General features: G+C 70.2%; 17 protein-coding genes. 6 read left to right on the top strand and 11 right to left on the bottom strand.

The features are described from left to right. Positions 1 to 141 precede the first annotated feature (141 nt). From ABZX61_RS16955 to ABZX61_RS16915, 9 genes are all read right to left on the bottom strand, one after another. Entirely contained in the window at positions 142 to 1,803 is a 1,662-nt protein-coding gene (locus tag ABZX61_RS16955) for an AbfB domain-containing protein (RefSeq protein WP_355195391.1), read from the bottom strand. A 32-nt stretch (positions 1,804 to 1,835) separates the two neighbouring features. After that, on the bottom strand, positions 1,836 to 6,314 hold the full coding sequence (locus tag ABZX61_RS16950) for a hypothetical protein (protein ID WP_355195389.1): 4,479 nt from the start codon (positions 6,312 to 6,314) through the stop codon (positions 1,836 to 1,838). 237 nt (positions 6,315 to 6,551) lie between these two features. Next, on the bottom strand, positions 6,552 to 7,475 hold the full coding sequence (locus ABZX61_RS16945) for a substrate-binding domain-containing protein (RefSeq protein WP_355195387.1): 924 nt from the start codon (positions 7,473 to 7,475) through the stop codon (positions 6,552 to 6,554). Between the two features lie 226 nt (positions 7,476 to 7,701). Continuing rightward, positions 7,702 to 8,406, bottom strand: a complete 705-nt coding sequence (locus tag ABZX61_RS16940; RefSeq protein WP_355195385.1) for an alpha/beta hydrolase — start codon at positions 8,404 to 8,406, stop codon at positions 7,702 to 7,704. A gap of 40 nt (positions 8,407 to 8,446) precedes the next feature. Beyond that, on the bottom strand, positions 8,447 to 9,940 hold the full coding sequence (locus ABZX61_RS16935; RefSeq protein WP_355195383.1) for a glycoside hydrolase family 43 protein: 1,494 nt from the start codon (positions 9,938 to 9,940) through the stop codon (positions 8,447 to 8,449). A gap of 151 nt (positions 9,941 to 10,091) precedes the next feature. Continuing rightward, positions 10,092 to 12,974 carry a hypothetical protein gene (locus ABZX61_RS16930; protein WP_355195381.1) on the bottom strand — a complete coding sequence of 961 codons (2,883 nt, stop codon included), beginning with the start codon at positions 12,972 to 12,974 and terminating at the stop codon, positions 10,092 to 10,094. Positions 12,975 to 12,976: 2 nt separating this feature from the next. Beyond that, positions 12,977 to 14,548, bottom strand: a complete 1,572-nt coding sequence (locus ABZX61_RS16925; protein ID WP_350738159.1) for a DUF3502 domain-containing protein — start codon at positions 14,546 to 14,548, stop codon at positions 12,977 to 12,979. Positions 14,549 to 14,576: 28 nt separating this feature from the next. Beyond that, positions 14,577 to 15,443, bottom strand: a complete 867-nt coding sequence (locus ABZX61_RS16920) for a carbohydrate ABC transporter permease (protein ID WP_350738162.1) — start codon at positions 15,441 to 15,443, stop codon at positions 14,577 to 14,579. Beyond that, positions 15,440 to 16,426, bottom strand: coding sequence for an ABC transporter permease subunit (locus ABZX61_RS16915; protein WP_355195379.1), 987 nt, complete (start codon positions 16,424 to 16,426; stop codon positions 15,440 to 15,442). The genes ABZX61_RS16920 and ABZX61_RS16915 overlap by 4 nt, the downstream gene beginning before the upstream one ends. 247 nt (positions 16,427 to 16,673) lie before the next feature. On the opposite strand from ABZX61_RS16915, the gene ABZX61_RS16910 reads away from it, so the two are divergent. The 3 genes from ABZX61_RS16910 to ABZX61_RS16900 all read left to right on the top strand — a co-directional run bounded on the left by ABZX61_RS16910 (position 16,674) and on the right by ABZX61_RS16900 (position 20,847). After that, on the top strand, positions 16,674 to 17,660 hold the full coding sequence (locus ABZX61_RS16910; RefSeq protein ID WP_355195377.1) for a hydroxyacid dehydrogenase: 987 nt from the start codon (positions 16,674 to 16,676) through the stop codon (positions 17,658 to 17,660). Next, positions 17,660 to 19,657, top strand: coding sequence for a glycoside hydrolase family 36 protein (locus ABZX61_RS16905; RefSeq protein WP_355195375.1), 1,998 nt, complete (start codon positions 17,660 to 17,662; stop codon positions 19,655 to 19,657). The genes ABZX61_RS16910 and ABZX61_RS16905 overlap by 1 nt, the downstream gene beginning before the upstream one ends. A gap of 143 nt (positions 19,658 to 19,800) precedes the next feature. Continuing rightward, the gene (locus ABZX61_RS16900; protein WP_355195373.1) at positions 19,801 to 20,847 is read left to right on the top strand and encodes a LacI family DNA-binding transcriptional regulator; all 1,047 of its coding nucleotides are present in this window, start codon (positions 19,801 to 19,803) and stop codon (positions 20,845 to 20,847) included. Here ABZX61_RS16900 and ABZX61_RS16895 read toward each other — a convergent pair. Continuing rightward, entirely contained in the window at positions 20,840 to 21,319 is a 480-nt protein-coding gene (locus ABZX61_RS16895) for a hypothetical protein (RefSeq protein ID WP_355195371.1), read from the bottom strand. The two genes, ABZX61_RS16900 and ABZX61_RS16895, sit on opposite strands and share 8 nt — an antisense overlap. A gap of 359 nt (positions 21,320 to 21,678) precedes the next feature. Beyond that, a complete protein-coding gene (locus ABZX61_RS16890; protein ID WP_355195370.1) occupies positions 21,679 to 22,485 on the bottom strand; it encodes an SAM-dependent methyltransferase in 807 nt (268 codons plus the stop codon). 292 nt (positions 22,486 to 22,777) lie between these two features. Between ABZX61_RS16890 and ABZX61_RS16885 the strand changes: the two genes are divergently transcribed. The 3 genes from ABZX61_RS16885 to ABZX61_RS16875 are packed head-to-tail and all read left to right on the top strand — an operon-like array spanning position 22,778 to position 25,557. Then, positions 22,778 to 23,977 carry a nitrate ABC transporter substrate-binding protein gene (locus ABZX61_RS16885; protein WP_355195368.1) on the top strand — a complete coding sequence of 400 codons (1,200 nt, stop codon included), beginning with the start codon at positions 22,778 to 22,780 and terminating at the stop codon, positions 23,975 to 23,977. A gap of 48 nt (positions 23,978 to 24,025) precedes the next feature. Continuing rightward, complete coding sequence (locus tag ABZX61_RS16880; RefSeq protein ID WP_355195366.1) at positions 24,026 to 24,775, top strand: ABC transporter ATP-binding protein; 750 nt, start codon at positions 24,026 to 24,028, stop codon at positions 24,773 to 24,775. Further along, a complete protein-coding gene (locus ABZX61_RS16875) occupies positions 24,772 to 25,557 on the top strand; it encodes an ABC transporter permease (RefSeq protein WP_355195365.1) in 786 nt (261 codons plus the stop codon). Before ABZX61_RS16880 ends, ABZX61_RS16875 begins: the two co-directional genes overlap by 4 nt. Positions 25,558 to 25,559 lie beyond the last annotated feature (2 nt).

Here is a 25,559-nt window from a genome sequence, read left to right as displayed (position 1 = left end):
GGTTTACTGCCGGAAAGGCCGGACGGTAGCAGTGAAGATCCGCCGATCTCCCGGAAACAACCGGAAAGGAAGGACATGATCACCTTCAGTAGCCCCTAGCGGGCGGCACCCAGTCGGTGGCGCCGCCCGCCCATCACGGGGTCAGGCCCAGGCCGTGACGGCCGTGAAGGAGCTGTCGTCGCGGAACCCGGTCGTGCCGTCGTAGGCGTCCACCCAGAGCTCGAAGCCGCGGTGGCGCAGGAAGCGGCCGGGGTAGTTGCTCGATTCGAGGCGCACCGAGCCGCTCGCGGCGCCGGGGACGGCGTAGAAGGTGGCGTCGGCCTTGAACTGGGCCGTGCCGTCGTCGGCGCCCAGGCGCGCCCGCCAGCCGAAGTGGCGCAGGTACCGGCCGTCGGCGGCGCGCAGGGAGTAGCCGTTCGGCGCGGCGAGCCCCGTCACGATCGTGAAGGTGGCGTCCTGACGGGTCTGGGCGTCGCTGGAGGCGCTCACCTCGTGCAGGTAGCCGAGGTCGTTCTGGTGCCTGGCATAGCGGGCGGAATAGTTGACCGAGCGCAGCGACCTGGTCGTCCCCGTCGGGAGGGTGGCGGCGCCGGGGACCCTGGCGTGCGTGAGCGTGCCGAACCCGAGCTGGTCGAAGCCGCCGCTGTTGGGCCCGTAGTCGCCGCCGCCGCCCTCCGGCCGCACCTTGGCGACGAACGCGGCCGAGTACGGCATCGCCAGGCCGCGCCTGACGGCGTAGTGGTGGTAGACGGTCTCCCAGACGGGCCGCACCTCGCCGCGGCTCGCCGAGGAGATCGCGGTGTGCGTCTGCTGGGCGCAGTTCTGGCCGGTGCCCCAGGTGTAGGCGGTGAACGGGACGTCCTCGCCCAGGTTGTACTTGGCGATGTACTCGCACGCCTTGGCGAACCGGTTGCCGTCGTAGCCGTACAGGTCGATGCCCTGGTTCCAGGCCATCTCGCAGAAGGCGCCCATCTGGCCGACGCCCATCATGGTGTGGCCCTGGTCGCGCCCGCTCTCCTGCCACTGCGCGAGGCCGCCGCTGTGCAGGAACGGGATGGCGTGCGCGATCGAGCCGTTGCCCGCGCCCGTCTTGAAGTACGTGACGGCCCGGTCGATGAGGTCCTGGCGGTCGCAGAGCACGCCGATGGCCAGGATCGAGTTCATGGAGCACAGATCCCAGTTGGCCCAGTAGTTGGTGATGCAGGCGTCGTTGTGGTTGGTCAGGAAGCTCTCGTTGAGCGGGTGGAAGACGTTGAGCATCATCCGCTGGAAGCGGGCCAGGTCGAAGCCGCCGTAACCGCGCATGATCTCGGCGACGTTGGCGAACTGGTAGCCGTAGATGCCCGCGGCCAGGAACCGGTCGGCGTTGCCGGTGACCGTGGTGAGCGTGCCGGACCAGGCGTTGAGGATGTCGCGCGCCTTGTCGCCGTGCGCGGTGCTGCCGCTGACCTTCCAGCGCAGCGCGTTCTGGTAGGCGGCGTGGATGTCGTTGTAGAGGATCCCGTAGTTCTGTCCGTCGCCGCCGCGGACGATCGTCGCCTGCGGGTTGGGCGTCCAGGTGCTCTGGGAGTGGGAGTTGGCCACGAGCCGGTCCCAGCCCGCCTTCCACGGCTGGGCTCCGGCGTTGACCATCGAACGCATGCGGTCGAAGTCGGCCTGCGTGTGCAGCAGGCCGGGGTGGCTTGCCGCGGCGGCGGGCTCGGCGCGGCCCAGCAGGGCCGCGCCGACGCCGGCGGCGAGCACGGTGTTGAGCGCTGTCTTGAGGGCTCCGCGACGGGTGACTTGGGGGGTGCGTGCGGACATGACCTCTCCTTAGGGGGTTGGAGGGTACGGGGTCACAGGCTCGCGAGGGCGACGCGCAGCCGCTCGGCCGCGGCGTCGATCTGCTCCTGACCGCTCAGCTCGGAGCGGGCGTGCTCCAGCGCGGCGGTCAGCTCGGGGGTGCGGCGGCTCGGATCGACGGCCTCGGCCTCCTCGATGAGCAGGTCGAGCAGGGTACGGTCGTCACTCATGGACAGGAACTCGATCTCCGCCACGTTGGTGTTGCCCGACGGGAAGGCGACGCGCAGCCACGGGTAGGCCGCCGTCCGCGGGAGCGGGACGGAGTACCACTGCGCCGCGTCGACCCCGCTGACCGTGTGCAGGTCGGTCCAGGTGGCGCCGCCGTCGGCGGATCCCCTGAACACGGCGCCGTTCAGCCGCGTGACGTGGGTGGAGCGCGGGTGGTAGCGGACCGCGTCCAGCGCCACCGCCGCCGGCAGGCGCACGTCGATCCAGCCCGCCGAGGTGGTGGTGTCGGTGGCGGTGGCCAGGTCGCCGTCGAAGGCGCGCCAGCCGTTCTGGGCCTTGGTGCCGCCGCCTCCCCATGGTTCGGTGGACGCCTCCACCATGGACGGCTCGACGGTCACCTTCTTCAGCAGCGTGCCGACCGGCACGAGCTGCTCGACGGCGGCGTAGATCCGGTCGATCAGCTCGTCCTCGTCGCCGCCCGCCCGCGCCTCGGCGATCGCCCGGGTGAGCAGGTAGTGGCTGCCCTTGGTGTAGTCGGCGGCGGGCAGCTTCTCCGTCTCGGCGATCACGGTGGCGAGCGGTTCGGCCGTCGCCATCAGCAGGCCCGAGCCCGGCCGTTCGGCGCCGTCCGCGCCGATCGCCGCGATCCGGTAGAAGCGGGTGCCGTGCCGCAGCGGTTCGTCGGTGAAGTCGAAGGCCAGCGCGCTGGACAGCACGGGGCGCCAGGCGGCGCTCGCGCCGTCCTTGCGGTAGACGGTGAACCGGATGGCGGCGTCCGGCTTGCTCCAGCGCAGTGTCACCCGGTCCCGGGCCCGCTCCACCCGGGCGTACAGCGTCCCCTCGCGGTCGGGCGACACCGTGACGTCGGTGAACGTGGCCGCCGTGGCCGCCGCGACCCCGGCGTACACGCCTTCGGGGAAGGGCGTGAACAGCTCCGCCACGTACGACCACGACCGGCCGTCCTTGCTCGCCCACGCCCGCACGATCTGGGAGTCGGCGTCGCGTGCGAGCTTGACGAACGGGTACTCGGCCGCGGTGTATCCCTGGATCCCGGCGTCGATCGGGCTGCGCCGGTCGTCCTGCCAGTCGTGCCGGGAGTCGCGGGTGCGATTGCGCAGGACGAGCCGGCCCGAGGCGTCCGCGCCGAAGTAGATGTAGCGGGCGTCGGCCCGGAGCAGCACGCCACTGGCCGGGCCCCGCGCCTGCTCGATCCGGGCGCTGACCGACCCGCTGCCGGTGAGCACCTCGTTCGAGAACAGCAGGGTGTCCTTGATGTCACGCTTGTCCACGTAGTAGTCGTCGCCGTCGCCGAGGCCCTTGCCGTCGCCCCCGGTGAGCTCGACGCGGTGCCCGTCCGTCTTGACGCGGCCCGCGACCTCGCCGACGCGGTCCACCGGCGCGGTGGGCGCCTGGACGGCCTGCGAGGCCCAGCCGGAGCCGTGGCGGTTCACGCCGGTCACGGTGTAGGCGCCGGACTGCCTGCCGGCCTCGTACGTCGTGCCGCGGACCCCGGTGGCGACCACCTTGCCGTCGCGCCTGATCGTGTACGACTCGGCGCCGGCGGCGGGCTTCCAGGTGAGGGTGACGCCGTCGCGGTCGCGCAGCGCCTGGACGAAGTCCACGTGGTGCGGCTTCGGCCGCTCGGCCACGGCGCCGTCCAGCCTCAGCACCATCGCGGTCTCGGGCGGCACGCTCACCGCGCCCCCGGCCACCCGCCTGCCCGAGACCAGGTCCACCGCGTCGCCGGGCACGTCCAGGGAGAACGAGCGCTTGTTGCCGTGGTCGTCCCGGGTGGTGTTGAAGGCGAACACGTAGTTCCCGTAGCGGGCGGTCAGGAAGTCCGCGTATCCGGAGTAGGGGGTGTCGAACTCGTAGTTCTCCCGCCGCACGGTGCCGACGCCCGGCTGGTAGGCGGCGGGCAGGATCTCACCGGCCAGGGCCTGCGGCAGGCCGCCGTCGCCCTTCTGCTGGTCCTCCATGAAGTCGACGTCGATGTTGTCCATCCGCAGGTTGTAGTCGCGGTAGGCGAACTGCGTGTCCGTGGCGATCTGCACGACGTTGTGGTGGTCCTTGTCCAGGACGTGCAGCCGCCCGTTGCCGGCGACGCCGCGCTGCCGTTCGAACAGCGAGCCGAAGATCCGGGTGTCGCCGTCGCGTACGGAGACGAACATGTCGTCCACGTCCGCGAACGCGAACCGCTCGTAGCGGGCCGGGTCGACGCCCAGGGCGGCGAGCTCCGCGGGCGTGTACGCGGCGAAGTCCGTCTGCGGGAGCACGGCCCCGGCCGCCGGACGGGCACGCAGGTAGGCGTAGGTCTCGGGCAGCCACATGTCGTACTTCCGCTTCGCCTCCACGGAGGAGAAGGTGTTGAAGTACTGGTTGTCGGCGATCTGCTGCTGGACGAACCCGGCCGCCTCGTTCGCGTAGCGCCGGTACGGCTCCCACTCCGCGCCCGCGTACCGCTCGGCGTGCTCGGCCATGTGCTTGTCCAGCGTGACGTACTCCATCGTGCGGCCCTCGGTGTTGCGCAGGGCGTAGGCGGGCCAGCCCGGGTAGCTCGTGTTGCGCTCGTCCACGACCATCTCCGCCAGGGCCACCCGCTTGCCGTTGTCGTCCGTGCCGGTGTAGCGGGTGAAGCCGCGGGCGTGCAGGTTCTTCAGCGCCAGCTTGAGGATCTCATCGTTGAGCTTCTCGTCGCCCTGGTGGCCCCAGGTGCGGAAGAAGTACTCCGGCAGGTAGTTGGTGGCCTCGCCGTAGTTGGCGACGAAGGTGTTCTCCCTGGTCAGGCCGGCCTTGGTGATGCCGGTGTAGTGCTCGCCGTACGGCAGGCGGCGCACCACGCCCCCGTCGGGACCGAGCTTGCTCCTGGCCAGGCCCTTGCCCACGATCTGCGCGAAGTCGTCGGTGAAGCGGGCGGTGGTGTCGTGGTAGAAGAGCGAGTGGTAGAGGTCCAGGTCCTTGCCGTCGGGCCCCACCAGCACCTCTTCGCCGAGGAAGGGCTTGACGCCGAGCGCCTCCAGCAGGATCCGGTGGCTCCTGGCCTTGCCCTCGTAGAAGTGCGACCCGATCATCCGCAGGCCCTCGTGCGCCTCCCACGCGCCCTCGTAGGTGTACATCACCTGGTTGTAGATGTAGGACAGGCGCGCGCGGGCGAAGTCGAAGTTGGCCTTCAGCACCCGCTCGTACGCCTCGCGCCGGGACAGTTCCCCGCCGTCCCAGTCCACGCCCTTGAGCGAGGACGGCCCGTCCTGCGTGCCGGTGACGAAGGGCTCGTCCAGGAACGCCTCGAACTCCTTCGTGCCGTACACCTCGGGGATCAGGTTCTCCACGATGTACAGCGCCTCGCCCAGGGCCCCGTAGTAGCCGCCCCAGTCGCCCTGGTGACCGCCCCGCAGCAGCAGCCGGGTGTCGGCGTAGTAGTCCTTGACGTGGTTGTCGATCGCCTTGAACAGCCGTCCCAGCGCCGCCTTCTTCAGCTCGGGCGTGTTCGCCGGAGTCCACGGCTCCAGCAGCGCCGAGGCGTAGAAGCGCAGGTCGTCCTGGTAGCGGACGATCGACAGCTTCGCCGTCGGCGAGGCGTCGAGCTGCCCGCTGTACTGGTTGAACAGGTCGATCTGGCTCTTCCGGTAGCGGTCGACCATCGCCTGCTTCTCGGCGTCGGCCGGCCCGGGCGCGGGCGTGGTGTCAGGGGTGACCGTCCCCTGCTTCTCGCCGGAGACGTCCAGGTACGCGGTGGTGTGCGTGTAGGCCCGGTAGTAGCCGCGCGAGTCGGCGGTCACGGGCTGGGCGAACCCGGCGTCGTACGTCCGGACCGTCATCTCCACGACCCGCCGGCCCAGGGTGTGGCCGAGCGGCAGCATGATCGTGTTGTAGTAGAACCGGCCCGGCAGCGCCTTGCTCGACCCGAGGTTGATCGCCTCGTAGTCGCCCGAGCGCCGGTAGCCGATCTGCTCGCCGTTGACGTAGGCGATCGTCTTGTAGGGCGAGACGTCGCTCCCCCAGAACTTCAGCGTGAAGTAGTTCTGCGCGACCGGATCGACCGCGACCCTGAACCGCAGCTCACCGCCCTTGACGGTGGGCGGCGAGGTCGGCTTGGCGACGCGGGCGGGCTCCCCCAGCGCCCCTTCGACCACCGCGGTGGAGGCCGACTGCAGCGCGTGCGCGCTCTCGGACTCGGTGTCGCCGAACGTGACCACGTCCACGTGTCCGGCGGGTAGAGGGGCGGCCATCGCGGGGGGCGCGGCGAGGAAGGGCAGCAGCAGGATCGCGGCGAGCGGGCCGCCTAACCGGTGCCGAATGAGCATGGCGGATCTCCCGATAGAAAACGTTCTCCCCGGAGATTAGGCCGCAGTGAGATGCCCGACAAGAACCCGTTACTCAGGCGTTACATAGGCGATCAACTCAAGCCCGACGTTTTACCAGGTCAGAGGCATGATTGACGGCCGGAAATCCAGGAATGCGCTTTCCCCTCTTGCCGACCCGCCGGGGACGCGTTTACGCTGAGCGCACTCTGATAGGTACCGTTAACTACGCTCGCTGGCTCAGAAGGTCCAGAACTCGTTCGCGTTCTCCTTGGTCGCCAGCTTGACCGGGACCGCCACCGTCTTGGCGACCGTCTGGCCCTTGGCCACCTTGATGGCGTCCTGCACCGCCTGCCAGCCGATCAGGCGCGGCTGCTGGGTGACCGTGGCGGCCATGCTGCCCGCCCGCACCGCCTTGATCCCGTCCGGCGTGCCGTCGAAGCCGACGACCTTGACGTGGCCCGCCTTCGGCCCCAGGGCCTGGATCGCGCCCAGCGCCATCTCGTCGTTCTCCGCGAACACCCCGTCGAGGCCAGGGTGGGACCGGATGAGGCCCGTCATGACGTTCAGGCCCTTGGCCCGGTCGAAGTCGGCCCGCTGCGCGGCCACGACCTTGATCTTCGGGTACGCGGCGATGCCGTCGGTGAAGCCCTTGCTGCGGTCTCGGGAGGCGGAGGTGCCGGCCGTGCCGCGGAGCACGATCACCTCGCCCTTCCCGCCGATCTGCTTGGCCAGCTCCTGCGCGCCGAGCTTGCCTCCGGCCAGGTTGTCCGAGGTCAGGGTCTGCGTCACCGAGGCGTGGTTGATGGCGCGATCGGCCGCGATCACCGGGATGCCGGCCAGGTTCGCCGCCCTGACCTCCGTGGCGAGCGCGTTGGAGTCGACCGGGTTGATGATGACCGCTTTCAGCTTGCGGCTGGTGAAGCCCTGGATCTGCGTCGCCTGCCGGGAGGCGTTGTTCTGGGCGTCGGCGACGGCCAGCTTGGCCCCGAAGCGCTGCGCGGCCGCCTCCGCCCCGTCGCGGAACTGGACGAAGTACGGATTGTTCATCGTCGAGACCGACAGGCCGATGGCGAGGCCCTCCGTGGCGTCGCCGTTGGCGGGCACGCCGCAGGCGGCCGCGCCCAGAGCGAGACCGGCAATGGCGTACGCGAGACTTCGCATGATCATATCTTCTCGTTGGGCTTCAGCCCCGCTGCGAAAGGGCACCGACGCGGGCGGCGAGCGCGCTCCACACGCACCCGTGACCGCCCGGCCGCTGCGCTGAGGCCGGGCGGCGGCCCGAAGGCCACCACGTAACCGCTGGTCAGAGTGTATGTGATGGGCTTCACGTTTGCCGAACCCGAGTTGTGAGACCGTCATCACGGCGACGGCGCGAACCCCAGGAGACTCAGTGGTCCCAGCCGGCCACCAGTTCCACGAACGTCGCCGGATGCTCCACGTGCAGGAAATGCCCGGCATCCGGCCACACCACAGTCCTGGATCGCGGGTGACCGGGGAGACCCGCCTCCCACCGCGCGGCCTCCGGCACATTGTGCACGGCGAGCACCGGACAGCCCCGTCTGGCCAGATATCGCTCGGATTCCCGCCGCACCCCGAACGCACCCGGCACGGTGTACATCCCGGCGTAGCACTCGGCCAGCACATGACCCGGCGTGGCCAGCAGTTGCCCGGTGATCGGCGCGGGCAGCGGCCCGAGCTGCCGCAGCGCGGCGGCCACGCCGTCGGCGCGCAACGCCGCCAGGCGCCCGGGGATGAGCCGTTCCTCCTCCTCGTCGGCGCCGTAGGCGGGGGCGACCACGACCAGCCCGCTGACCAGCTCCGGGTGCTCGACCGCCAGCGCGGTGACCACCTGGCCGCCCATGGAGTGCCCGACGGCCAGCACCGGCTCGTCGAGCAGCGGCACCAGGTCGCGGGCCAGGTCGACGGGCCGGTACCCGGTCGCCGGGACCGGGGAGCGGCCGTGGCCGCGCAGGTCGGGGGCGATGACCCGGCGGCCCCCGAAGTCCAGGGCCCGCCACAGCCGGTGGTCGCCGCCCCAGCCGTGCACCAGGAGCAGCGGCGGGCCGCCCTGGCCCCAGGTCTCGACGTGCACCCTCATGGGGTGCCCGAGGTGCTGAAGAGACCGGTGTTGCTCATGTGCGGTAGCCGATCTGCTCGAAGCGCGCCGAGCAGCCCTCTCCCGCCAGGTCCTGCACCCAGAACCCCACGAACGCGCCGGTGAAGCCGAAGGCCCGCACCTTCCCGTCGATGAACTCGTCGGCGTGCTCGTCCGACAGGATCGTGGCGTCCAGGTCCGGGCCGTGGTTGAAGCGCACGACCGGCCCGTCGAACTCCACGCGCAGCTCGACCTCGCCTCCCACGGGGCCGAGCAGGCGCTCGGTGCGGGTCCCCTGGTCGCTGCTGGTCAGCACCAGGCCGTCGGCGGTCACGGCCAGGTAATGCCAGTTGCGCGAGTTGTAGTAGGCGACGATGCCCGCCCACTGGTGGACGCTGTCCGGCTCGAACCGCATGACCGTTTCCAGGGAGCACTTCCGGTCCGTGACCCGGTGGGCGATCAGGCTCGGGGTGCGCAGGCCGTACGGGGACTGACCGCCCTGGACGGTGAGCCCGCCCTGGTCGGCGGTCAGCCAGTCGGGCGAGGCGGGCCGCCGCAGCGTGCTCCAGTCCGGCCCGAGCCCGCCGGGGGACGGCGAGCCGCCGTTCCAGCCCTCGTTCGCCGGCCACGGGTGCGCGGGCAACTCGGGGGCGGCCACCTCGACGGCGGGCACGCCGCCCGCCACGCGCGGCCAGCCGTCCTCCCAGGTCACGCGCTGCAGCGCGGTCTCGCGCCCGAGCACGCACCTGCCGTTGTGGTACGGCCGGGCCATCAGGTGGGACAGGTACCACTCCCCCGTCTGCGTCTCCACCAGGCAGCCGTGCCCGGCCTTCTGCAGCTCCAGGCTCCGGTCGTGACGCGAGGTGAGCATGGGCCCCGCCGGGTCCTCCTCGTACGGCCCCGACATCGAGCGGGAGCGCAGCACCGTGACCCCGTGCTCGTAGCCGGTGCCGCCCTCGGCCACCATCAGGTAGTACCAGCCGTCGATCTTGTAGAGGTGCGGACCCTCGGTGACATTCCGGTTGGGCAGGATCAGCTCGGGTTTGCCGCCGTCGAGGGACTGCAGCTCGATCCCGGCGAACCCGCGGCCGGGCCGGGAGTCGAAGACCATGTTGAGCAGCCAGCTCCGGCCGTCCTCGTGGTAGAGGGAGGCGTCGAAGCCGCGGCCCGGCAGCCGGACCGGGTCGGACCACGGCCCCTCGATCGAGGGCGCGGTGATCAGGTAGTTGGCGATGTCCTTGTAGCCGAGGGCGTAGTTGTCCATCACGCCGTAGACCAGGTGGAACAGCCCGTCGTGATAGGTCAGGTCGGGCGCCCAGACGCCCCCTGAGTCGGGCACGCCGGACAGGTCGAGCAGCCCGCGCCCGGTCAGGACGCCGCCCAGCGGGCGCCAGTTGACCAGGTCACGGGAGTGGTGCACCCGGACGCCCGGATACCACTCGAAGGTCGAGGTGGCCAGGTAGTAATCCTCTCCCACCCGCACGATCGAGGGGTCGGGGTCGAAACCGGGCAGGACGGGATTGCGGATCATACGATCTCCACACTCTTTCCAGCAGGAAGCTCAACTTCTCGGCGCAGGCCCGAGGCACGGTGAACAACGGTAACGGTCTGGTCGATCAGCGAGATGATCCCGCCCGGACGCCGTCGCCCCAGGGGGCGCGACGGGCCGGGCGAGGAGTGCATCAGTCCTCCAGGAAGAGCACCACGGTGCTGAGGGGCGCGACCTCGATCGGGGTTCCCAGGCGGACGCGGCGGCCGGTCACGAGGTCACGGGCGTGGCCGGGGCCGGTGGTGTGCAGGCGGCGGGGCCGGTCCTCGGAGGTGTTCATGCCGATGAGGTAGCGGCCGTAGGAGCAGCGGTAGAACTGGGCCTTCCCGACGAAGAGCTTCTCCACACCCGGGAAGTCCACCCCGAGCGCGGGGTCCGGGACGTCCGCGGGATGGGGCCCGACCTTGAGCACCTCGCCCGCGAAGGCCTGGTGGACCTGCGGACCGGGGGGTGAGAAGCCGCCGGGCGGGATGTGGGAGGCGGCGGGGTCGTTGATGGCGAAGGAGAAGCAGACCCAGTCGGCCTCGGTCCAGGTGTCGCCGGTGGGCGTGACCTGGCACTGCTGCCGGACGGTGGCGACCCGGTGGGTGTCCGGGGTGATGTGGTGGACCCGGGCCAGGTCGTTGACGGCCTGCCGGGCGCGCCAGTAGAGGGAGGCGTAGAGGATCTCCTTGCCGTTCTTGATCGCGACGACGCCGTTCTCCTCGTCGGAGAAGACGGAGGCAGGGGCGTCCCAGTCCATGGGGAACCGCGTGCCGCTCGCCGGCAGCGCCTGGAAGTCGGGCCAGTCGCGCTGCACGAGGCGCAGGGCGTTGAGCCCCACGCGCGGCCAGGTGTTGGTGAGCAGCAGGTCGAGGTGGCCGAAGAACTGGTTGTCGGCGATCATGCGCTGGGCGTGCCCGGCGATCGCGGGGTCGCCGAGCACGGCGGCGGCCATGGCGGGGTGGCCGTCCCAGGCCAGGCGCTGGGCGTAGACGACGTCGCCGGGATAATGGTCGTCGCGCCAGCCGACGGCGGCCTCCATGCGCATGGTGCGGTAGCCGTCGTTGTCGACCTCGGGGTAGCGGAAGACGGCCCGCGCGTTGATCATCTTGATCAGGTGCGCCTTCAGCTCGGCGTCCTCGACGCCGTCGAAGCGGGTGACGGCCTCGTAGAGCAGGACCAGCCAGTCGGTCACCTCGCCGTAGTTGCCGACGTAGCCCAGCTCCCTGGTCAGGCCCTTGCGGGTGACCTGGTGGAAGTGCTCGCCGAGGATCTTGCTGGGGGTGCCGGAGGCGTCCTCGCGGCCGAGGAAGGGCTTCAGGCCGACGGACTGGTGGATGTAGTCGCGGGCCTCCTCCTCGGCGAGCGGCGCCTTTTCCGGATTTATCAGCATCAGGGCGCGGTTGCAGCGGTAGATGCCGAGCGCGCAGATCATCGTCTGGTTGCTGTAGTGCGGCATGTGCTGACGCCAGTACGAGATCGACTCGGCCAGCATCCTGGTGTACGCGTCCCGCCGTACCGGAAGATCGCCCTGGACCGGCGGGGTGGCCCCGTCCAGCGGCGTGACCTCGACGTCGTCGAACCAGGCGGTGCCGCCGCCCTCGACGCGGACGTCCAGCCGGAGCTCGACCGCGGTGGCCGGGGTGGTCAGCTCGGCGGTGATCTGCGTCCAGTCCCGGGTGCCGGCCGGGGCGTAGAACTTGTTGTCGGTGCCGACGATCTTCCCGGCGGCGTCGTAGAAGAGCACGTCGAGGTAGGCGCCCGGGGCCACGACGTCCTCGGTCCTGACCCAGACGCCGTAGCGGTGCCGGCCCTGGCCGATGAGGGTGCGGTTCTGGGCGGTGTTCCAGCCCGCGGCGCCCCCGGCGGCGACGGTGACCTTGACCGAACGCGAGCCGCCGCGCTTGACCGTGTCGTCCCAGAGCCAGGTGGCCGTGCCGGCCCACCGGGAGGTGTTCCAGGAGGCGGGGGCCGTGCCGCCGCGCTCGAAGCCCGGGTTGGGCGCGCCCACGGGCCGCCCGCCGACCGGGCGTTCGAGCCGGTCGCCCAGGACGTCGCGGAGCAGCAGGAGCGCCGTACCGACCTTGGCGAAGCCCTCCCACTGCTGGTCGGAGGCGGTCAGCACGGTCGGGTCGGTGAGCCACTTGGTGTAGCGGGCGTCGATGGCGGCCAGCACCTGGTCGATCGCGTCCGCAGACCGGTGGGCGGGGCTCTCGGGCCAGAAGTAGCCCTCGGCCAGCCCCTGGAAGGCCCAGGAGTCGAGCGAGGCGGGGTTGCCGTCGAGCCAGTTGCGATGCTCGCGCAGCACCCTGGCCTTGATGTCGGCCAGCACCTCGGGGCCGGGCGCGGGCCGGACGGGCGCGTCGGGCGCCGGCCCCTGGATGCCGTCGCCGGGGAAGTACGGCTCGGTATGGGTGTAGATCCGGTAGAAGGGGCGGCTGGGCTTGTCCATCGACCGGTAGAACTCGGCCGTGTTCTGCCCGTAGCCCCAGATCCGGCCCATCGACCGGATCTCCAGCGTGACCTGCTCGCGGTCGCGCGTCATCGCCTCGGGCAGCGGCAGCGTGTGGAAGTGGAAGCGGCCCGGCGAGTGGGCGTCCTGGCTGAGGATGTCCAGCGGGTCGACCGCGCCCAGGTGGTAGTGGCCGACCTGCGCGCCCGCGCAGAAGAGCTGGAGCCGGGACTGGTCGGCCTCGCTCGCGGCCCGGTCGCCGCCCCACAGCTTGATCGTGACGTACGTGGTGCCGCGCGGCGCGCACCTGACGGTGAAGGAGACCGTGCCGCCCCAGACCCCGGCGGGCTCCTGCGGGGTGAGCACGCGCGCGGAGCGGCCGAGCGCTCCGGCCACCACCGCCGACCGGTCGGCGGTCACCGCGTGCGCGCTCTCGGAGGCCTCGTCGCCGAAGACCACCACGTCCAGCAGGGTCTCACGGCCCGTCGTGGCGGCGGCGGCCTCGCCGTTCCATAACCACGTGGCGGCGGCCAGCGCGCCGGAGGACGCCAGCACGGTCCTCCGGCTGATGGGGAGCGCCATCGTCACTGGCCCTTCAGGTAGGCGTCGGCCTGCTTGGCCATCTCGGCCTGGACCTTGGCCAGGCCCGCCCGCTCCAGCGCCTTCTTCAGCTTGTCCAGCCCCTGGTCGACATCGACGGCGCCGATGAACAGCGGGTTCGCGAACTGCGTCATGGCCGCGGTGACCTGGGTGTTCTCCCGCTTGATGGGCTCCGGGTCGGGGACGAAGCTGGCATAGGGGTCGATGGTGAAGTTGTCGATGTCCTGCGCCCAGTCGAACCACTTGGCCTCGGACTCCGTCATGCCCTTGACCCGGCGCTCCAGCTTGGCCCGCCAGGCGAGGGCGAAGCCGGGGAAGGTGTAGGTGGACAGCTGCTCGTACTTGTCGTCGCCGACGGGGTTCCAGTCCTTGCCGGGGAGGCCGTAGTTGATCAGGTCGTGGTTCTCCTTGATCGACACCCAGTCCTGCAGCTGCATGGCCTTCTCGTTGCTCTCGCCCTTGGCGTTGAGCACGACGAAGTTGTCACTCTGGAACGTCTGGTACGGCTTGGCGCTCTCGCCGCCCTTGAGCGGCATCACGTTCGCGATCATCGCGCCCGGCACGTTCTTGGTCAGCTCGGGCAGCCCCGTGGAGGACAGGCCGTCGGTCATGGCCCAGCCGGTGGCGACGCGGCCGGCCTTGAACTGGGAGTCCAGCGCCTTCGAGTCCAGGGTGAGCGCGTTCTTGTTGATCAGCCCGTCCTGGTAGTACTTGCGGATCTTGCGCAGCGCGTCCACCATGCCCGGGGCCTCCCACCACGGGATCGGGTTGGACGAGCCGGTCTGCTTGCCGTCGGCGGCCAGGACGAAGTTGAGCGAGTCGCCGGTGAAGGAGGCGATGCTCATGGTGGGGTTGTCCCACATGTAGGGGTTGAGCCAGCCGACCGGGTTCCACGCCACCAGCAGCTTGGGCATCCGGGAGCTGACCCCGATCGGGATGATGTCCTTGTTCTTCTGCTTGACGTCGTACCAGAACTTCTCCAGCCCGGCGAAGTCCGTGATGTCGCTCATGCCGAGCTTCTCCGCCAGGTCCTGGCGGATGCTGAAGTGGTGGAAGCGGGCGACCGAGTTGATCTGGGGCAGGCCGTAGAGCTTGCCGCTCCACCGGTTCAGCTCGATGATCTTCGGGTCGATCGTGGCGGTCAGGTTGGGGTACTTGCCGCTGGACAGCAGGCTGCTCAGCTCGACGATCGAGCCGCTGGCCGCGAGCTGGGTCATGTTGAGCCAGCGCGCCTGCAGCGCGGTGTCGAACTTCTCCCCCGCGGTGAACTTGAGCAGCGCCTGCTGGCCGTAGCTGGTCCACGGGATGAACTGCGGCTTGATGGTGAAGCCCAGGTCCGCCTGGAGCTTCTTGTTGACCTCGGCCAGGACGGCGTCCCAGCCGGCCGGGACGTCGCCGGGGAGCAGCAGGCTCAGCGCGAGCGCGCCGGCGCTCTGGGCGCCGCCGGTGGCCTGCGGCTTCTGGGAGTCGTCCGAGCAGGCGGCGAGGAGGGCGGCCAGGGACAGGCCGCCGCCGGTGGCCAGCAGGCGGCGCCGCGACATGAGGTGGTGGGACACGGTAACTCCTGAGGTGGGGGGAGCGGGATCAGCCCTTGGTGGCACCGAGGGTGATGCCCTTGACGAAGTAGCGCTGGGCGAAGGGGTAGGCGAGCAGGATCGGGCCGATGGCGACGGTGGTGAGCGCCAGCCGGAGCTGGTAGACGGGGGTGGCCGCCTCGGCCAGCTGCGGCAGCATCTGCGTGAACGAGATGTTGGAGATGAGGTTCTGCAGCACGAGGGGCAGCGGGAACTTGTGCACGTCGTCGATGAACAGCAGCGCCATGAACCAGTCGTTCCAGTAGTGCACGGCGTAGAAGAGGCCGACGACGGCGAGGATCGGCTTGGACAGCGGGATCGCGATCGTGAAGAAGATGCGCAGCTCCCCCGCGCCGTCGATCTTGGCCGACTCGAAGATCGACTCCGGCAGCTGGCGGAAGGCGCTGACCTGGACGAAGACCAGGAACGGCATGACCAGCAGCGGCAGGATCACCGAGAAGTAGCTGTTCTGCAGCTTCAGGTACTGCGTGACCAGCAGGTAGAGGGGCACCAGGCCGCCGGAGAACAGCATCGGCAGGTAGGAGAAGACGGTCAGCGGCCGGCTGATGCCGGGCAGCCGCCGGGCGATCACCCAGCTCAGCCCCGAGGTCACCGCCAGGGACAGGGCCGTGCCCACGACCGTGATGAAGACGCTGGCGAAGTAGGCGTTCAGCACCGCCGGACCCGTGAAGATCATCTTGTACGCGGTGAGGTCGAAGGCCGCGGGGAACAGGCTGTAGCCCGTCGTGGCCAGCTCGGACTCGCTGGTGAGGGACCCCGAGATGATCATCCAGAACGGGATCGCGCAGGCCAGCATGGCAAAGGAGACGCCGATGACGCTGACGATCGTGAACGGTTCCAGCTTCTTGCCGCTCATAGGATGCTGGTCTCCTTCGAGTACTTGCGCTGGATCAGCACCGCGATCATCACGAGGACGAAACCCACCACCGACTGGAACAGGCCGATCGCGGCGGTGGTGCCGAAGTCTCCGAGCTGGCGCAGGGCGCGGAAGACGTAGGTGTCGATGACGTCCGTGCTGTCGAACAGGGTGCCGTTGTCCCCGACGATCGCGTAGATGGTGCCGAAGTCGCCGTAGAAGATCCGGCCGACACCCAGCACCAGCAGGACCGCCGCGGTGGGCTTCAACAGCGGGAGGGTGATGCGCCAGGCCATCTGGGCCCGCGAGGCCCCGTCGATCATGCCGGCCTCGTAGACCTCCTCGGGGATGCCGGTGATCGCGGCCAGGAAGATGACGCTCAGGTAGCCCCCGAGCTGCCAGATCTTCACCACGGTGAGGATCCACGGCCACGGCCCCGGCTCCGTGTACCAGTCGACCGAGGGGAACCCGAGGCCCCCGAGGGCGTCGTTGACCGCCCCGCCCCCGCCGGAGGCCCCGGCCAGCAGCACCTGCAGGATGATGCTGATCACGACCGGGGAGACGAAGTAGGGGAAGAAGACGACGGACTGGGAGACCCGCTTGAAGAAGGTGCTGCGGATCTCGTTCAGCATGATCGCCAGAACCATCCCGGCGGCCAGCGTCGCGGCCAGGAACAGGATGTTGAGGAAGAGGGTGTTGAACAGGATCCTCGCCGCGTCCCCGGACTCCAGGAAGTAGCTGAAGTTCTCCAGCCCGTTCCACGGGCTGCCGAAGATCCCCAGGCTGACGTCGAACTCCTTGAACGCCACCACCAGGCCGGACATCGGCAGGTAGCTGAAGACAAGGAAGAAGGCGACCGCAGGCAGGGCGAGCAGCCCGATCGTCCAGTTCGTACGGACGGCCTTGCGTCGGACGCGGCGCCTGTCCGGCGGCCCGGAAGGCGGTCTCGTCTGAGGCTCTGGCCTCGTCTGTAGCGTGCTCATCACCGAAGTCCCGTCTGAGGCGGCAGCAGGTGGTTCTCTAGGTTGATAGAAACCGGTCGCTGCGAACGCTACGTCCGACCGGCCAGCACGTTCAAGGCTGCGTTACAGAGACGTTACAGATCAGCGCAGGCCAGCCGGGAGATCCTGGTAAGACGCGCCTTCGAGTTAATCGGGGATTGCCCGTTGACCACAGAGGGCTGCGCTCCTAGTTTAGAAACCGGTCTCTATCGAATGGAGGGCTTCCCCCGTGTCCCCACGCCCGAAGGCGCTGTTCGCCATGCGCGAGGAACATCTCGCTCTGCTCTTCCCCGCGCCCTTGCTGCGGCGGCTGGACACGCTGGCCGACATCGACGTCGCCGTGGTCGCCGAGCGGTTCGACGACCCGCGCCTGGCCCTGGCCGACGTCGAGATCCTCATCACCGGGTGGGGCTGCCCGCCGATCGACGAGGCGCTGCTGGCCGCCGCCCCCCGCCTGCGCGCCGTCCTGCACGCGGCCGGCTCGGTGAAGGGCATGATCAGCCCCGCCTGGTGGGAACGCGGCCTGCTGGTCTCCTCGGCCGCCGAGGCCAACGCCGTCCCGGTGGCCGAGTACACCGTCGGCGCGATCCTGCTGGCCGGGAAGGGGGTCTTCGCCCTCAACCAGCGCTACCGGCGCGACCGCTCCTTCACCCTGGCCAAGATCGAGCCCGGCATCGGCAACAACGGCCGCACGGTCGGCATCGTGGGCGCCTCCCGCATCGGCCGCAAGGTGCTCGAACTGCTGGCGCCGTACGACCTGGACCTGTGCCTGTACGACCCCTACACCCGGGTTCCCGGCGTACGGCAGGTGTCGCTGGAGGAACTGCTGCGCCGCAGCGACATCGTCAGCCTGCACGCCCCCGCCACCCCCGAGACCGAGCACATGCTCGACCGGGCGCGGCTGGCGCTGATGCCGGACGGCGCGGTCCTGATCAACACCGCCCGCGGGTCGCTGGTCGACACCGACGCGCTGATCGGCGAGCTGAAGTCCGGGCGGCTGTCGGCGATCCTCGACGTCACCGAGCCCGAACCGCTGCAGCCCGACTCGCCCCTGTTCGACCTGCCCAACGCCTTCCTCACGCCGCACATCGCCGGCTCGCACGGCAACGAGCTGGCCCGGATGGGCGCCGTGGCCCTGGACGAGCTGGAGCGGCTCATCGCCGGGCTGCCGCTGGCGCACCAGGTGACGCACGAGGACCTGGACCGGGTGGCCTGATGGAGGTGACCTGGCGCGACCTCGTCCTCGACCTGACCGCCGGCGCTCCGCCCCGGCTGCTGGCGATCGGCCCGTTCCGGGGCAACGGCCGCTCGGCGCTGCCGGTGGTGCAGATCGAGGTGACCGGCCGGGGCAGGAGCGGCACGTCGGGCAAGCGGCACGTGGACGGGCTGAAGCTGCGCTACGAGAGCCACCGCGCCGAGGACGAGCGCCTGACGATCCACTCCGGCGGCGACGGCGTCTCCGTGACGACCGTCTTCCAGGCGGTCGGCCCAGTGCTTGAACAGGTGATTGAACAGGTGGTTGGACAGGTCGTCCGCTGCTGGTCGACGGTGACCGCGACGGACGAACTGGTCCTGGAGCACGTGTCGAGCTTCGCGTTCGCCGGGCTGCCCTGGGATCTGACGGTGTGGAGCGCGCGCAACCCGTGGAGCGGCGAGTTCCGCTGGTCGGGCCGGCCGCTGGAGCTGCACGACGTCGGCATGACGCGGTTCGGCCAGACCGGGACGAAGAACCGCGTCGCGCTCACCAGCACCGGCTCGTGGCCGTCCTCCGAGCACCTGCCGACAGGGTGGCTGGAGTGCGCCGGCGGCACGCTCGCCTGGCAGATCGAGCACAACGGCCCCTGGCACGCCGAGCTGGCCGACCGGTTCGACGACGTCTACCTGGCGCTGTCGGGACCGTCCCAGCGCGAGCACGGCTGGTCGGCGCGGCTGGCGCCGGGCGAGAGCTTCACCACCGCGACCGCCGCGTTCACCGTGGCCGGCGACCCCGTCGCCGCCCTGACCACCTACCGCCGGGCCGTGCGCGGGCCGCACCGCGACAACGCCGAGCTGCCGGTGGTGTTCAACGACTTCATGAACTGCCTGATGGGCGACCCCTCGACCGAGCGCCTGCTGCCGCTGATCGAGGCCGCCGCCCGGGTCGGCGCGGAGTACTTCTGCGTCGACGCCGGCTGGTACGACGACTCGCTGGCCGGGCCCGGCGACGGCGGCGTGCCGGGCTGGTGGGACACGGTCGGCGCGTGGGAGCCGTCCACCGTGCGCTTCCCCGGGGGAATCGGCGAGGTCATCGACGCGATCAAGGGCCACGGCATGGTCCCGGGGCTGTGGCTGGAGCCCGAGGTCATCGGCGTACGCAGCGGGGTCGCCCTGCCCGAGGAGGCGTTCCTGCGCCGGGCCGGAACCAGGCTGACCGAGTGGGGCCGCCACCAGCTCGACCTCAGCCACCCCGCCGCCGTCGCCCATCTCGACGCCGTGATCGACCGGCTGGTGCGCGAGCACGGCATCGGCTACTTCAAGTTCGACTACAACATCGACATCGGCCCGGCCGATCGGCTGCTCGAGCACAACCGCGCCTACCTGGCCTGGGTTGAACGCCTGCTGGAGCGCCACCCCGGCCTGGTGATCGAGTCCTGCGCGGCCGGCGGCATGCGGCTGGACGGCGCCACCCTGGCCAGGCACTCCATCGCCTCGCTCACCGACCAGCAGGATGAGCTGCTGCTGCCCGCCATCGCCGCCGCCGCGCCCGCCGCGGTGCCGCCGGAACAGGGCGCGATGTGGGCCTACCCCGCCGAGCGGGTCGCCTGGTCCATGGTCACCGCGATGCTCGGCCGCATCCACCTCAGCGGCCGGCTCGACCTGCTGGCCCCGGACCAGCTGGCCGAGGTCGCCGAGGCGATCGGCGTCTACAAGTCCTACCGCGGCGAGCTGGCGCACGGCCTGCCGCGCTGGCCGCTCGGGCTGCCCGGCTGGCAGGACGACCGCCTCGCCCTGGCCGTGGACTGCGGGGACACCGTCTACCTCGCCGTGTGGCGCAGGGGCGCGCCGTCCGCGACGATCGAGCTGCCCTGGCCCTCCGGCTGCGAGGTGACCCCGCTCTTCCCATCGGCGACCGAGGCGGGCTGGCAGGCGGGCACGATCGGCGTCGTGCTGCCCGAGCCGTACTCCGCGGCGCTGCTCCGCCTGACGAAAGGTGCGCCTTGCCACGAGAGCTGACATCACCGAAGCCGGACTCCGCCGCGCGGGAGGCAGCACCGCCAAAGCCCGACGCGCGGAAGGCCGCACCGCCGAAGCCTGCGCAGGAGGCCGCGCCGCCGAAGCCCGCCGCGCGGGAGGCGGCGTCGCGGAGGGCCGCGCCCGTGGATGATCTGGAGCGGGCCACCATCCGGGACGTCGCCGCCCGCGCCGGGGTCTCCGCGTCCACGGTCTCCCGGGTCCTCAAAGGGGACTATCCGGTCGCGCAGGCCACCCGCGCCCGCGTGCTGCGGGCCATGCGCGAGCTGGACTACGTCCTCAACGTGCACGCCCGCGCCCTGTCCGGGGCTGGCACCAAGATGGTCGCCTTCGTGCTCGACGACGTCACCGGGCCCTCCTTCGCCTATGTCGCCAAGGGCGTCGAGCAGCAGGCCACGGAGGAGGGCCGGCTGTGCCTGGTGTGCGCCACGCACGGCGACCCGGCGCGCGAGCTGGCGGTCGTCGAGGCCATGCGCGAGCAGCGCGCCGACGCGGTGATCCTGGTCGGCGGCGGCTCGGCCGACGACGCCTACCGCGCTCGGATGTCGCACTTCGCGCACGCTCTGGACAAGGCGGGCTCCCGGCTCGTGCTGTGCGGGCGCCCGCCGCTCGGCGACGACGTGCCGACCACCGTCGTCGAGTACGACAACGAGGCCGGCGCGTACGCCATGACCGGCCACCTGCTCTCGCGCGGCCACCGCCGGATCGTCTACCTCGGCGCCGCCACCGCGGACGACCAGAACACCACCAAGATCGACCGCGTGACCGGCTTCCGCCGCGCGCACGAGGACTACGGGGTCCCCTGCGATCCGGACCTCGTCCTGCCCGGCGACTTCTCCCGCGGCGCCGGTTACGAGGGGACCAGGCGGCTGCTGGCGGCGGGGACGGAGTTCACCGCGATCTTCGCGGGCACCGACATGGTCGCCGCCGGCGTGCTGGCCGCGCTGCGCGAGGCGGGCCTGCGCGTGCCCGAGGACGTGTCGGTCGCCGGCTACGACGACATCCCGCTCGCCGCCGACCTCGTCCCCGGGCTCACCACGGTGCACATTCCCACCGAGGAGCTGGGCCGCACCGCCGTACGGCTGGCCCTGGACCCCGGCCAGCCGCAGCACGTCATCCTGGGCACGCACATCGTGGTGCGCGGATCGGTGGGCGAGAGGATCGTCAGTTGAAGGGGTTGTCGTAGGTGAACGACTTCCTCTTCCAGGTGGCCTGGTTCTGGCCGTTGAAGTTGACGCCCTCCACCTCGACCGTGACGTTCCTGACGGTGCTGCCGACGGAATCCGTCGTGCCGTACAGCTGGGCCGGATACAGGCACTCGGCGATCGTCGTGTCCCCCCAGTTCAAGCTGTACGAGGCGCGGAGGGTGGCGCGGTCGTTGATCAGGACGTACCCGCCGGCGGCGCTGTAGCTCGACTCGCGGCACAGGTAGAACTGGTAGGTGTACGTCGTGCTGTCGTTGAACTCGATCCAGCCGTAGATGCCGGCCAGCTTCCGGCTGTTGTCCCCGCGTACTTCCAGGAAGATCGGGACCTGGGCGGTGGCCGAGTGGGCCGGCACGACCGGCACGGCGACCGCGGCCAGCAGCGTGAGAACGACGGTCAGGAGCCTGGTCGTGCGGCGTCGCAGGATGTCGGGTAACAATTCCCGCCCCCTTCTGTCTGACGTGGCGTCGGCATCACCCTGCGCCGGGGGCCGTCGAGCCGTCCACTAGAGGATTCGTCGGGCCGGAATCGGGCGCGCGCTAACCTGGCCGAACGCCCGGCTGATAAGGGGGCCGATCTCTCCTTTCACCGGCGGTTTCGGGGTGGCCGCGGGACCCGGGGCGCAGATTCCTGTTCGTGAAAGTTTCAACGGCATCATGCGCACGATGAAGATCATGCGAGGTCTCGCGGCGGCGACGGCCTGCCTGAGCCTGCCGGCCGCCTGCGCCGTGGAAGGGTTCCCTGCACCACTTGACCGCGTTCGGCAAGGACGACGTGTGGGCCAGCGGCACTGACCCCCTATTTCCTGCCGACCCCGCAGAATCCATCCACTTCCGGGACGTCGTCGATGTCGGGGCGCCAGCGCGTGGTGGAGACGATGCCGGGGGGCAGGATCTCCAGGCCGTCGAAGAAGCGCCCGATCTGCTCGGGCGAGCGGATGGTCAGCTTGGGCGTGCCGTGCTCGTTCCAGTGGCGCACTTCCTCGCGCTTCGCCTCCGGGTTGAAGAACGCGGTGATGTGGACGATCGCCAGGTGGCTGCCGGAGGGGACGGCGTCGAGCAGGCGGTCGATGATCGCGTACGCCTCGTCGTCGTCGTTGACGAAGTGCACGATCCCCAGCAGCATGATCGCGATCGGCTGGGTGAAGTCGAGCGTCTCGGCGGCCGCTCTCAGGATGGTGTCCGGGTCGTGGAGGTCGGCCTGGATGTAGTTGGTCCTGCCTTCCGGCGTGCCCACGAGCAGGGCCTTGGCGTGGGCGAGGACGACGGGGTCGTTGTCGACGTAGACCACGCGCGTCTCCGGAGCCAGGCTCTGGGCGATCTCGTGCGTGTTGCCGGCCGTGGGCAGCCCGGTGCCGATGTCCAGGAACTGCCGTACCCCCGCCTCGGCCACCAGATGGCGCACGGAGCGGTGGAGGAAGGCGCGGTCGGCGCGGGCCGTGAAGGCGATGTCCGGATTTATCCGGCTCAACCGGTCGCCGACTTCCCGGTCCACCGCGTAGTGATCCTTGCCGCCCAGCCAGTAGTTCCAGACCCGCGCCGAGTGTGCCACGGTCGTGTCGATCTCCGGCGGCCACCGGTCCGTGGTCGAGTTATCTGCTGTCATTCAGAGGTCTCCAGGCTTGAGCATAAGGTCCCACCCGCGAGGTGATCATACCCATTTGCAACGAAGAGGCGGTTAGTGTACTTCTCCCGAAACTGAATCTCACACGACTGGACAAACCACCCACCGAGGGCCTTTCATCCAAAGGCGCTCACCCGAAATGCCGGGCGCTCGACAAAGCATGGTAAGTTCCGGGAATTGTCTTCCGCGCGCGCAGGACCAGCAATATCGGATCAGCGCTTGACATGGCTTCTGCCGCGAATATTCAATCGCCGCACATCGGAAGGATGGCACCATGCGCGTGCGCCGGCCACGGCATGCGGGACGTAACACGGCGAGGACCACAGCGATTCTCGGGCTGTTCCTCCTGCTCGCGGCGTGCACCGGCACGCAACAGACGCCCCAGCCGAAACCGGCGGCGTCGGGGAATGCCAACGACCCCACCGACCTGCGCGGCGTCTGCCCGGCCACCATCGTGGTGCAGACCCAATGGACGCCGCACATCTCCGTCGAGGGCGGGATGTACCACCTCCTGGGCGCCGATCCCGCCATTGACGCCGCCAGGAAGCGGGTGAGCGCGCCGCTGGTCGTCCGGGGCAAGGACACCGGGGTCACGCTGGAGCTTCGGGCGGGCGGGCCGGCGATCGGCTTCACCCAGTCGTCGGCGCAGATGTACACCGACCCCGGCATCACCCTCGGCGTGCTGGGCGGCATGGACGAGGGCATCCAGATGTCGGCCACCCAGCCGACCCTCGCGGTCATGGCGTTGCTGGAGATCCACCCACAGATCATCCTGTGGGACCCGGCCACGTACCCCACCTTCAACACCATCAAGGACATCGGCCGGACGGACACGAAGGTGCTCTACTTCGGCGGCAACACCTACATGGAGTATCTGGTGGGGGCGGGGCTGCTGAAGCGCAGCCAGGTGGACGGATCCTACGACGGGTCCCCGTCCCATTTCGTGGCCGCCGGGGGCAAGGCGGCGGTGGCCGGCTATGCCAACGCCGAGCCGTACATCTACGAAAAAGACGTGCCGCAGTGGCGCAAGCCGGTGAAGTATCAGCTGGTGTACGACGCCGGCTATCCGAACTACGGCCCGCCGCTGGTGATCCGCCCGGCCGACAAGCAGAAGCTCGCGCCGTGCCTGCGCAAGCTCATTCCCATCTTCCAGCAGGCGCAGGTCGACGTGCTGGCCGAGCCGGGCCCCACGATCGATCTCACCCTGCGGCTCAACCAGGCGTACAAGGTCGCCACCCAGTACACCAAGCCGAGCTCGGAGTTCTCGGTCCAGCAGATGAAGGCCCTCAAGCTGGCCGGCAACGGCCCCGACGACACCGTCGGCAACTTCGACATCGCCCGCGTGCAGCGGCTGATCGACATCACCAGGCCGATCTTCGCCAAGCAGAACAAGCCGGTGAAGGACGGTCTGCAGCCCTCCGACGTGGTCACCAACGACTTCGTCGACCCGAAGATCGGCTACGGCGCCGGCTGACCGATCGGCGTGTTGCCCGTGTCCTGTCCGATGTGGTCTAGTGGCCCGGTGCTCGGTGAGGCCGCCCCCTCCGCGCTGTCCTTCTCCGGCGCGGGCAAGCGCTACGACGACGGCACGCAGGCGCTGGACAAGGTCGATCTGACCGTCGCCCCCGGCCAGTTCGTCGCGGTGGTCGGCCCTTCCGGGTGCGGCAAGAGCACTCTCCTGCGCCTGGCCGCGGGGCTGACCGACGCCACCGAGGGCTCGGTGCGCCGGGACACCACGTCCGTGGGCTACGTCTTCCAGGACCATGCCCTGCTGCCGTGGCGCACCGTCCGCGCCAACGTGGAGCTGCTCGGCGAGCTGCGCGGGCTGTCCAGGGCGGAGCGGCGGCGGCGCGCGGCCGAGGCGATCGACCTGGTGGGGCTGGCCGGCTTCGCGCACCACCGGCCCCGGACCCTGTCGGGCGGGATGCGGATGAGGGTGTCGCTGGCCCGCGCGCTCACCGTCGAGCCCGACCTGCTCCTGCTCGACGAGCCGTTCGGCACGCTGGACGAGATCACGCGCGAGCGGCTGCAGTTGGAGCTGCTGCGGCTGTTCGGCTTACGCCGCTTCGCCGCGGTGTTCGTCACCCACTCCGTCGGCGAGGCCGTCTTCCTGGCCACGAGGATCATCGTGCTGTCGGAACGGCCGGGGCGGATCGTCGGCGCCTGCGACGTGCCGTTCCCCTACCCGCGCCCGCCCGAGCTGCGCTTCAGCCCCGACTTCGCGCGGATCGCGGGCCAGGTGTCGGCCTGGCTGCGGGGGGCGGTCGCATGAGGTGGCTGCGGTGGGTGCCGCCGCTGATCGTCTTCGCCCTGGTGATCGCCCTGTGGTACGCGGTCACGTACGTGCTGCTGACCCCGGACCGGCGGTTCCTGCTGCCCCCGCCGGACGCCGTGGTGCGGGTGGGGCTTTTCGACCCCGTCAACCGCGCCGAGCTGTTCGCCGGCCTGCTGCTGTCCGGCCAGGTCGCGCTGCTGGGCCTGGCGATCGCGGCCGTGATCGGCGTCGTGTGCGCGATCGCCATGGCGCAGGCGAGCTGGCTGGAGCGGTCGCTGCATCCGTACCTCGTGATCCTGCAGACGATCCCGATCCTGGCGCTGGTGCCGCTGTTGGGGTTCTGGTTCGGGTTCGGGTTCTTCACCCGCGTCCTGGTCTGCGCGCTGATCGCGCTGTTCCCGATCGTGACCAACACGCTGTTCGGGCTGCGGTCGGTGGAGGAGACCCACCACGACCTCTTCACGCTGGCGCGGGCCGGGTGGGCGGCCCGGCTGTGGAAGCTCCAGCTGCCGGCGGCGCTGCCCCACATCCTCACCGGCCTGCGCGTCTCCGCCGGCCTGTCGGTCATCGGCGCGGTGGTCGGTGACTTCTTCTTCCGGCAGGGCGAGCCGGGCATCGGCACGCTCATCGATCTCTACCGGTCCCGGCTGCAGTCCGAGCAGCTGTTCGCGGCGGTCGCGCTGGCGTCCCTGCTCGGGCTGGCCGTCTTCCTCGGCTTCGGCGCTCTGGCGCGCAGGGCGACGAGCTGGCACACGGCCGCCCGCGACGTGGCACGCTAGCC

It is taken from the genome of Nonomuraea sp. NPDC003709 (assembly GCF_040610775.1).
Taxonomy (GTDB): domain Bacteria; phylum Actinomycetota; class Actinomycetes; order Streptosporangiales; family Streptosporangiaceae; genus Nonomuraea; species Nonomuraea angiospora_A.
The sequence above is the reverse complement of the archived record's forward strand: the minus strand, read 5'-3'. Positions and strand labels throughout refer to the sequence as shown.

Coding starts and splice junctions, on each gene's coding strand:
- ABZX61_RS16955 (WP_355195391.1), bottom strand. CDS start 1,803: ATGTCCGCACGCACCCCCCAAGTCACCCGTCGCGGAGCCCTCAAGACA.
- ABZX61_RS16950 (WP_355195389.1), bottom strand. CDS start 6,314: ATGCTCATTCGGCACCGGTTAGGCGGCCCGCTCGCCGCGATCCTGCTG.
- ABZX61_RS16945 (WP_355195387.1), bottom strand. CDS start 7,475: ATGCGAAGTCTCGCGTACGCCATTGCCGGTCTCGCTCTGGGCGCGGCC.
- ABZX61_RS16935 (WP_355195383.1), bottom strand. CDS start 9,940: ATGATCCGCAATCCCGTCCTGCCCGGTTTCGACCCCGACCCCTCGATC.
- ABZX61_RS16930 (WP_355195381.1), bottom strand. CDS start 12,974: ATGGCGCTCCCCATCAGCCGGAGGACCGTGCTGGCGTCCTCCGGCGCG.
- ABZX61_RS16920 (WP_350738162.1), bottom strand. CDS start 15,443: ATGAGCGGCAAGAAGCTGGAACCGTTCACGATCGTCAGCGTCATCGGC.
- ABZX61_RS16915 (WP_355195379.1), bottom strand. CDS start 16,426: ATGAGCACGCTACAGACGAGGCCAGAGCCTCAGACGAGACCGCCTTCC.
- ABZX61_RS16905 (WP_355195375.1), top strand. CDS start 17,660: ATGGAGGTGACCTGGCGCGACCTCGTCCTCGACCTGACCGCCGGCGCT.
- ABZX61_RS16890 (WP_355195370.1), bottom strand. CDS start 22,485: ATGACAGCAGATAACTCGACCACGGACCGGTGGCCGCCGGAGATCGAC.
- ABZX61_RS16885 (WP_355195368.1), top strand. CDS start 22,778: ATGCGCGTGCGCCGGCCACGGCATGCGGGACGTAACACGGCGAGGACC.
- ABZX61_RS16875 (WP_355195365.1), top strand. CDS start 24,772: ATGAGGTGGCTGCGGTGGGTGCCGCCGCTGATCGTCTTCGCCCTGGTG.